This window comes from Vreelandella vilamensis (genome assembly GCF_031451755.1).
GTDB classification, from domain to species: Bacteria; Pseudomonadota; Gammaproteobacteria; order Pseudomonadales; family Halomonadaceae; genus Vreelandella; species Vreelandella vilamensis.
This window is the reverse complement of the sequence record NZ_JARWAN010000008.1, coordinates 126,346-134,346: the sequence shown is the minus strand read 5'-3', so window position 1 is coordinate 134,346 and position 8,001 is coordinate 126,346. Positions and strand designations below refer to the sequence as shown.

The following is an 8,001-nucleotide window of genomic DNA, read 5'->3' as shown; positions in this document are numbered from 1 at the left end:
CTCAGCAGTGAAACCGCTCAGCGCCGATGGTAGTGTGGGGCCTCCCCATGCGAGAGTAGGTCATCGTCAGGCACTTATCTGAAAAATCCCCTCGGGCTCACGCCCGGGGGGATTTTTTTTTGGGAGGGGCTTTTTAAACGCTACCATTCAATAGGCTTGCCCGCCCAATCCCAAAAGCTCCCCGTGTCTTCTGGCGTGCGTTGGGCCATAACGTCGATAAGACTTTGCGCGACAAAGTCAGGAGTAAAGAGTTTGTCTTCTGGTACGCGTGCTTGGAATGGCTTGGATAGCTCCGTATCCGTCGTGCCGGGATGTAAGCAAAGCACAATTGATTGCTTATTGAGGCGTTTAAGCTCAATGGAGGCCGTTTTCAACAGCATATTATGTGCTGCTTTGCTTGCGCGGTAGCTGTACCAGCCGCCAAAGCCGTTATCGCCGATAGAGCCAACGCGAGCGGAAAGGCTGCCAATTAACGTAGGGTGCTTTTGCAATGAGTCTTTGATAGCTGCGATTAACAGCGCTGGCGTTGCGGCATTGATGTGCATTACGCGAGCAAGGGTGTCGGCATCCAGATCCTCTAAGCGCTTCTCAGGCGTGATGCCTTCCTTGCTATCTTGCAAGACACCGATGGCGTTAAACAGCAGATGCACAGGCTCGCCATTGAGTTGCTCTGCCAGTCGTTGCCGGCCACTCTCTTGCGTAATATTCGCTTGGAGACATTGTACGCGGGGATCAGCGTTGGTTTGAGAGCCGCTGCGGCTTACGGCTATGAGCTTACCAACTTGGGGGGAGGTTAAAAGGGATTGCACCATTGCGTGGCCAATACCACCACCGGCGCCTGTCACCACGGCCGTAAAAGCATCAGGAAGGTAAGGCAGCATATCAAGCTCCAAAATAGAAAACATGTGTTCCCATTGAAGCGGCTTGTATATGTTTTGTCTATCTTTTAAGGAAGGGGTTTTGCAGAGTTCTAAGCAGACGCGTTAATGCGGCCAGGTTGGGCGCTATTGCGACCGTCGGGCTTGTACAGCGTTTTCTCCGCAATCTGGCGAATATAGTCCAACATCTGTTGGTTATGTTTCATACGCAGTGAAAGCATTTGACCAGTTAACTCGTTCATGCGCGCGACACGTTCACTTTTGACCAGCAGTTGTTGCCAGTCAGATTGGCAGTTAGCGTCTTTTGCTGCCTGCTTAGCCCCAGTGATGCCATCCTCATAGCCAAGACGGCTTTGCACATCACGGCGAAGGCTTTCCATGCGATCCAGTTCTGTTAGTAGAGCTTGTTTCTCATGCGCTAATGTCGCCAGTGCATCGCCATCGATATCACCCTGGGTAAGTAGCGACTGCTCTTTTTCCATTAGCGTGATTAGCGTATCCATACGTTCTTGTTGATTATGGAGTAGGCGCGCAAGACTCATGAAAACGTCTCCTTACAGAATCTGGGCTAATTACTCATTGCCCAAGCTAGCAAGTAAACCGCTCGCAATGCGTTCAGGGTCAATATCAAGTTTCCCTTCACGGATAGCGTCACGGATTTCATCAACTTTCGCGAGGTCAATGTCCTGCGAAGTATCCACGTGCTGCTGGCTCAGTCGTGTCGCATCGGCCGACGCTTGCTTAGCGTTTGCAGCGTTACCGACGTTCGCTTTCTGCGTTTCATCACGCGGCTGCGTTTGACTGGGGCGAAGCAGCGAATTTACGTTATCCACTTTCACGATATTAGCCTCCGTTGAGCTTGGGTGGCGTTGCGCGCCAATTGAGTATGCTATCGGCGGTGCCTGCTAAAACTTTAGCGTCCGGTGGCAAAATTCGCGCTAAAAATCGATCTGTAAAACGCCCTCACCCGTAATGCGTGCTTCCAAGATTTCACGGGGGCCAAAACGCACCCGTATCCGCTCGTTCAAACCGCCGTCATCCATCGCTTCGCCCTCGCGAGCGATACGAAACGCGGGACCTTTGGCAATGACGGTAACGCGCTGGCCACGTTCGACCAAGCGTGGCGCCTGTATGTCGTGAGCTTGAAACGTACTGCCACGGCGAATGGGGCGGCGAGCTACATTACCGATAATCTCGTCGGCGTCGGTTAGCGCCCGCGAAGACAGCTCACCCAAATTGCCGCGCTGTGTGTCCAGCATGGCGTCAGTGATCGGTGTGCCGCGTGAGATATCTTCTGCGGCCACGGCGTAAGGCCCAATAACGTCGATCTGTGCTTGTAAATAACGAATTTGGCGCTGCTGTTCACCGCAGCGAACGCCAACGGAAACCCGCCCCAGTGGCGCTTGATCGGCATTGGGCAGAAACGGAGTTGGGTTGAGACAGGCGGGCAAATGGGGTGACGGCGCGCGCAGCTCGATCACGACTTCCTCGCCAAGCGTCTGAGTTTTTTGGTATAAAAATTGATGTACGCGTTGAGTTAACGTCTCGTCATCAGCGTCAGCCGTACCGGGTAAAAAAACAAGGCTGCCTAGCAGCATCAGGCACAGCGCCATCGCAAAACGGGGTATCCATAGAAGATAAACGGGCAACAATGCCGGCATGATCGAAGTCTCGGTCGTCAACGAAGTCTGGGGCGAGATAAAAAACGTATTTGGAAGTGTAACGAAAAGGCTTAGGCGGCATCAGCCGAAATACCGGGTGAAAAAAGGGCTGTTCCATGCTTTAGAATGACGTCAGGAAGGGTATTCTTCATCATCAGCAAATTCCCATTTATTTCGCCTCTCAGAGAGGGTCGGCATGATCGATAAACTAGAATCTGCCTTCAACCATCACCAGCAGGCACTTGGCTTGCGCCACGCGCGCCATGAAGTGCTGGCGGCTAATATCGCCAACGCGGATACGCCTAACTACAAAGCGCGCGATATTGATTTTGGCAGTGAATATAAGAAAGCGGTCGAGAACAGTGAGCGCTCGCAAGGCAACCGCGATGGCCTGGCGCTAACACGCACCTCCGCGAGCCACTTGGCGGGCGAAGGGCCTGCGTTAAGAAGCGGCGCCAATAATATGGATCTGCTCTACCGCGTGCCCGACCAACCCAGTTTAGACGGCAACACGGTGGATATGGATCGAGAGCGTTCACAGTTTGCAGATAACGCCGTGCGTTACCGTGCTGCGCTCACCATGCTCAATAGCCGCATTCAAGGGCTGAAAAACGCGATGCAGCCGGAATAACCGAGCTTAAGCCGCGAGGAGATTGACGCTAATGTTTTCCGCATTTGATATTTCCGGCTCCGCCATGAGCGCGCAGTCGCAACGTATGAACGTCACCGCAAGCAACATGGCCAATGCCGACAGCGTGGCAGGGCCGGACGGTGAAACCTACCGCGCCAAGCAGGTGATGTTTGAAACCCAATCGCAAAACAACCGCTACGGCGTTGGCGGTGTGCGCGTGACGGAAGTGGTCGAAGACGACTCGCCGCTGCGCATGGAGTACATGCCCAATCACCCCGCGGCGGATGAAGAGGGCTATGTGGCCAAACCCAACGTCCAGCCGGCGCACGAAATGGTCAATATGATCTCCGCCTCGCGCTCGTATCAAGCCAATGTCGAGGTGTTCAACACCAGTAAGCAAATGCTGATGCAGACGCTCTCGCTTGGGCAAAACTAAGGATTAAACCATGGCAATTGATACCAGCACGATAAGTAGTGCCAATGCGCGTGCCGCCAACACCTCAACGCCGCAGTTGAATCAAGGGCAGTCAGATGAGCTGCGCCAGAGTTTTTTGACCCTTTTGCTCACTCAGCTGGAGAATCAGGATCCGCTTAAGCCGATGGAAAACGCGGAAATGACCTCGCAGCTGGCGCAGATCAACACGCTTAGCGGCATCGAACAGCTTAACAAGACATTAAACGGCATTACCCAGCAGATGAACGCTAGCAAAATGCTTGAGGCGTCTGGGCTGATTGGCAACGCGGTGCTGGTGCCAGGCAATAGCGTCAAGGTCAGCGTTGATGATGAGGGTGCCTCTCATGCGACTCCCTTTGGTGTCGAGCTTGAGCAGCCTGCCGAGCGTGTCGAGATCACAGTCAGAAACCAAGGCGGCGTGGCGCTTTATACTCAGCAAGTTGAGAATGTCAGCGCGGGCGTGCAGTCGTTTAAATGGAACGGTTTAAGCAATGACGGTGAGCCGCTGCCGGAAGGTGATTATCGTGTTAGCGTGAAAGCTTTCGATGCCGAGGGCGAAGAGATGGGGGCCGACCCCTTGAACTACGCACTGGTGCAGGGCGTGACGCCATCACAAAACAACGGTGAAGTGCGCTTAGATTTGGGCGCTGTGTATGGCCAAGTAGCCATTGACCAAGTTAAACAAATTTTATAACCCGACAATCACGGGAAGGAGAACATTATGAGCTTTTCACAAGCGCTGAGCGGCCTTAACGCCCAGTCAGAAAACCTGAAAATTCTTAGCAACAACATCGCCAACTCTCAGACGGTAGGCTTTAAAAGCTCCGGTGCGCTGTTCGCCGATGTCTTCGCCGGTGCCAATAGCCAAGTCGGTTTGGGTGTTAGCGTTGCGGATGTGCGACAGGATTTCACCGCCGGGGATCTGGAAAACACTGGCCGCACCTTGGATCTGGCGGTTGCTGGCGAAGGCTTCTACCGCGTCGAACAAGTTAATGGCGAAGCCGCTTTCACCCGCAACGGTGAGTTTACCCAAGATAGTGAAGGTTTTTTGGTCAATGCCGCTAACCAGCGACTAACGGGCTACGGGCTTGCAGATCCGAATGAACCCTTTTCTGAGGTGGTGCCAGGTGGCGCGCCACAAGCACTCCGCATCCCGCAGGATGATATTCCCGCCAATGCCACGACCGAAGTCAATGCTACCTTTAACCTGAATGCCAGTACTCCGACCGGCGCCAACACTACACAAGCGGCAACAGTGCTGGACGAAAATGGTGTTGAGCAAACAGTTAATTATCATTTTTCTAATAGCTATACGATTTATGATTCACTGGGCAATGAACGTAATGTTACTAGTTACTTTACCAAGAATGCCACGGTGAGTAACAAGTGGGACGTTGAAGTGGCTTTAGATGGGGTAATTGGTGGTTTTGACGGAAACATAGGTAGTGGTGGGAATCACTTCACCACAGAATTCGACACGAATGGTGGGCTCAGCGGTATTGATGCAACGACTGGTGCTACTAGTGTAGCTTTAAGTTTTAATGACTCTGAACCCACCAACCCCGCTGTAGGCACCCCCTACGAATTAGATGGTGCAGAAAACTTAGCCATCACTCTCGAGTTAAGGGGGACCACACAGTATAACAATGACTCTGTGCAGAATACCCTGAGCCAAGACGGCTATACGTCAGGCAGCTTGGCAGGGCTGGAGATTACCAATGATGGCCGTGTGATTCGCCTATTTACTAACGAAGAGCGCCGTGATGCCGGGCAGATTGTGCTGGCCAACTTCGCCAATGTCGAAGGTTTGCAGCCGATTGGCGATAACGCTTGGCGCGAAACAAACGCCTCCGGTGTGAGCGTTATCGGTACGGCAGGAACAGGGGTCTACGGCACCATCGAGTCCGGCGTGTTGGAGAACTCCAATGTCGAATTGGCCTCGCAGTTAGTAGATACCATCGTCGCCCAGCGCGCCTATCAGGCGAACTCCACCACCATCAGCACCCAGGATGAGATTCTGCAGACCATCATCAACCTGTAAGGCGGTCTGACGCACAGAGGTAAAACACCATGGATCGAATGCTCTATACCGCCATGAGTGGCGCCAAGCACAGCATGGATCAGCAGGCAGTGGTCAGCAATAACCTGGCGAATGCCTCGACCACCGGTTTTCGCGCGCAGTTGGACGCCGTGCGCGCGGTGCCGATCCAAGGTGAGGCGCGTCTGGACACGCGCACTTCGGCTGTCACCACCACGCCGGGTACGGATTACTCCCAAGGCCCGCTGATGCAGACCGGCCGCGCGCTGGATGTCGCCATGGAAGGTCACGCCTGGATGGCGGTACAGGCAGAAGACGGTACCGAAACTTATACCCGCCGAGGCGATTTGCAGATCGATGCCGATGGTATTTTGTTAAGTGTAGGTCGACCCGTTATTGGCGATGCTGGCCCGATCAATTTGCCGCAGGGGGCTGAAGTGTTTGTCGGCGCTGACGGCACATTGAGCGCAATACCTCAAGGCGAAGGCCCTGAAGCACTGGTCAATGTCGGCCGTATTAAATTGGTCACACCTGAACAAGGCGAGCTGACGCGTGGTGACGATGGTCTGTTTCGCGCGCCTGAAAATGAAGAGGGCGTACCCGGGGTATTGGCCGCCAACGAAGAGGGGACGCTGGTGAGTGGTGTGCTTGAAGGCAGTAACGTGAGTGCCGTGGATGCCATGGTGTCGATGATCGACGTGGCGCGTCGCTATGATATGCAGATGAAAATGATTACCACTGCCGACGAAAATGCACAAAGTGCTAACAGCTTGCTCTCTATCCAGGGCTGATATACCTGATAGCCAAAGGAATTTTCTATGATTAAGTCCCTCTGGACGGCCAAAACCGGTCTTGAGTCTCAGCAAACTAAATTGGATGTTATCTCCAATAACCTAGCGAACGTCAGTACCAACGGTTTCAAGCGCTCGCGCCCGGTGTTCGAAGACTTGCTGTATCAAAATATGCGCCAACCCGGCGCACAGAACAATATTCAAGACCGCTTACCTTCGGGGCTGCAGGTCGGTACCGGCGTGCGCACTGTGGCGACCGAACGGTTGCACACGCAAGGTGAATTGGAACGTACCGATAACTCTCGTGATATGGCCATTAATGGTAAAGGTTTCTTTCAAGTACTGATGCCCGATGGCACCACGGCGTATACTCGCGATGGTAGCTTTCAATTGAATGAAAATGGCCAAATGGTCACGGCAAATGGTTACCCCATGGAGCCGGCCATCTTCATCCCTGAGAACGCACTGTCAGTCTCTATTGGGGAGGACGGCACGGTCAGCGTGCGAGAGCCAGGTAACCCGGTTGACAACGTAGTCGGTCAGGTTAATTTGGCAACATTTATAAACCCAACAGGGCTTGAGAGTATCGGCGGCAATCTTTATCTCGAGACGGGTTCATCTGGTGCGCCTAATCAAGGTGTTCCAGGGCAAACTGACATTGGCTCGCTTTTTCAAGGTTTCGTGGAGACCTCGAATGTCAGCGTAGTGGAAGAAATGGTCAATATGATTCAGACCCAGCGCGCTTATGAAATTAACAGTAAGGCAATTACGACCAGCGATGAAATGTTGGCGCGTTTAAGTCAGCTTTAATGGCCGTTATGATGAGGCAAGCGATGCGCCAGTTTTTTTTAGCTTTTAATAGGCGATTAATACTTTTGGGGTTGGGGCTGCTTATCGTCGCCATCGCCGGTTGTGCGCAAATCCCTCGTGCCTCAGTAGTCGGTGAGCAAGAGCAAATCGAAATCGTAGATCGGCCGCCGCCTGTTCCCAATGGTTCGATTTACCAAGCGCGGCGCGGCTATCAACCGCTCTTTGAGGATCGTCGGCCCAGGGCTATTGGCGATATCTTGACCATCGTGCTCGATGAAGAAGTGAGCGCGAGTAAAAACTCGCAATCCAATGCTGACCGTAGCGGCAGTGCGGGTTTAGAGCTTGAGCAGTTGCCGGATGCCTTGAGCACCCTTGCTGAATACGGTTTTGATGTTTCCGGGAATAGCGAATTTAGCGGTGGCGGGGGGTCGCAGGCAACGAACTCCTTTACCGGTACCATCACGGTCTCAGTACTGGATGTATTGAACAACGGTAACTTGCGCGTGCGTGGCGAAAAGCAAATCGCGATTAACCAAGGCACTGAGTTTATTCGCTTTTCGGGCGTGGTGAATCCCCGCACGATCACTGCGCAGAATACCGTCCCGTCGACACAGGTCGCGGATGCGCGTATCGAGTACGTGGGCGATGGCTATATTAATGAAGCGCAGCACATGGGTTGGCTGCAGCGCTTTTTCTTGAACGTATCGCCCTTCTGACGGTGATGTAACGCTAGCGAGA

The 8,001-nt window shown here is 53.3% G+C and carries 11 protein-coding genes; 7 read left to right on the top strand and 4 right to left on the bottom strand.

What is annotated here, in order from left to right:
- Positions 1-140: 140 nt before the first annotated feature.
- The 4 genes from QC823_RS07160 to flgA form a co-directional block, all read right to left on the bottom strand.
- Positions 141-881 carry an SDR family NAD(P)-dependent oxidoreductase gene (locus tag QC823_RS07160; protein ID WP_309655678.1) on the bottom strand — a complete coding sequence of 247 codons (741 nt, stop codon included), beginning with the start codon at positions 879-881 and terminating at the stop codon, positions 141-143.
- 89 nt (positions 882-970) lie between these two features.
- On the bottom strand, positions 971-1,420 hold the full coding sequence (locus QC823_RS07155; protein WP_309655676.1) for a flagella synthesis protein FlgN: 450 nt from the start codon (positions 1,418-1,420) through the stop codon (positions 971-973).
- Between the two features lie 30 nt (positions 1,421-1,450).
- Complete coding sequence (gene flgM / locus QC823_RS07150; RefSeq protein WP_309655675.1) at positions 1,451-1,717, bottom strand: flagellar biosynthesis anti-sigma factor FlgM; 267 nt, start codon at positions 1,715-1,717, stop codon at positions 1,451-1,453.
- A 99-nt stretch (positions 1,718-1,816) separates the two neighbouring features.
- Positions 1,817-2,539: a flagellar basal body P-ring formation chaperone FlgA gene (flgA, locus tag QC823_RS07145; RefSeq protein ID WP_309655674.1), complete on the bottom strand. Its 723-nt coding sequence runs from the start codon at positions 2,537-2,539 to the stop codon at positions 1,817-1,819.
- 196 nt (positions 2,540-2,735) lie between these two features.
- Here flgA and flgB point away from each other — a divergent pair, with 196 nt between their 5' ends.
- From flgB to QC823_RS07110, 7 genes are read left to right on the top strand one after another with little or no spacing between them, the layout of a single operon-like run.
- Positions 2,736-3,170: a flagellar basal body rod protein FlgB gene (gene flgB / locus QC823_RS07140; RefSeq protein WP_309655673.1), complete on the top strand. Its 435-nt coding sequence runs from the start codon at positions 2,736-2,738 to the stop codon at positions 3,168-3,170.
- A gap of 31 nt (positions 3,171-3,201) precedes the next feature.
- Positions 3,202-3,606 carry a flagellar basal body rod protein FlgC gene (flgC, locus tag QC823_RS07135; RefSeq protein WP_309655672.1) on the top strand — a complete coding sequence of 135 codons (405 nt, stop codon included), beginning with the start codon at positions 3,202-3,204 and terminating at the stop codon, positions 3,604-3,606.
- Positions 3,607-3,616: 10 nt separating this feature from the next.
- Complete coding sequence (locus tag QC823_RS07130) at positions 3,617-4,318, top strand: flagellar hook assembly protein FlgD (protein WP_309655671.1); 702 nt, start codon at positions 3,617-3,619, stop codon at positions 4,316-4,318.
- Between the two features lie 27 nt (positions 4,319-4,345).
- Positions 4,346-5,665 carry a flagellar hook protein FlgE gene (gene flgE / locus QC823_RS07125; protein WP_309655670.1) on the top strand — a complete coding sequence of 440 codons (1,320 nt, stop codon included), beginning with the start codon at positions 4,346-4,348 and terminating at the stop codon, positions 5,663-5,665.
- Between the two features lie 29 nt (positions 5,666-5,694).
- A complete protein-coding gene (locus QC823_RS07120) occupies positions 5,695-6,453 on the top strand; it encodes a flagellar basal body rod protein FlgF (RefSeq protein WP_309655669.1) in 759 nt (252 codons plus the stop codon).
- A gap of 27 nt (positions 6,454-6,480) precedes the next feature.
- Positions 6,481-7,263, top strand: coding sequence for a flagellar basal-body rod protein FlgG (flgG, locus tag QC823_RS07115; protein WP_309655668.1), 783 nt, complete (start codon positions 6,481-6,483; stop codon positions 7,261-7,263).
- Between the two features lie 23 nt (positions 7,264-7,286).
- Positions 7,287-7,979 carry a flagellar basal body L-ring protein FlgH gene (locus QC823_RS07110; RefSeq protein WP_309655667.1) on the top strand — a complete coding sequence of 231 codons (693 nt, stop codon included), beginning with the start codon at positions 7,287-7,289 and terminating at the stop codon, positions 7,977-7,979.
- Positions 7,980-8,001: the final 22 nt, after the last annotated feature.